1 pseudogene is annotated in these 598 nt (G+C 44.1%); it reads left to right on the top strand.

Going from position 1 to position 598, the window contains the following annotated elements:
* Window positions 1-598 (top strand): annotated as a pseudogene (locus JCM19043_RS17055) (IS200/IS605 family accessory protein TnpB-related protein); the annotation flags it as partial.

Here is a 598-nt window from a genome sequence, read left to right as displayed (position 1 = left end):
TGCTCATCCTGAGCGTTGGCAGAAAGATTGGGCAGCGGCGCGTTACGGTAAGATGACCATTTCAGGACGGAACGACGCTAAATCAGGTAACTTTGTCTTTCATTATCATCCAGAGACGCATACCCTTACCTTTAAGGCGATCGATCAATGTGTGATTCGTCTCTCTGACGTTGTTTTTCCTTATGGTCAAGATCATGTCAACCATGCCATTCAGACACAAATGAACCTGAAAGATAAGAAAAAGTATGGGAAGCCGATTGCATGGTCGCTTGAGGACCATGGTGACTACTATATCGTTAAATGCTTAATTGATGTGCTGGCTACACCCTATCTGAATACCTCGACATCAACGGGCATGATTGGTGTTGATTTGAATGTGAATCATCTTGCTGTCGCCAATGTCAACGCCATTGGTCAATGTGTGGATGCCTTTACTCTTCCGTTTAACTTAGAGGGTAAAACCAGTGGACAGGCAACGAAAATAATAGAAGCAGAGGTTATTGCCCTCGTTGACTATGCCGTTAAACATCATAAACCACTCGCTATCGAAAAATTGGATACGACGCGGTCCAAAGTGTCGCGTCCTTATGGACATAAA

Source organism: Halolactibacillus sp. JCM 19043 (assembly GCF_001310395.1).
Taxonomy (GTDB): Bacteria; Bacillota; Bacilli; order Bacillales; family Amphibacillaceae; genus Halolactibacillus; species Halolactibacillus miurensis.
This window is presented reverse-complemented; position numbering and strand designations above follow the sequence as displayed.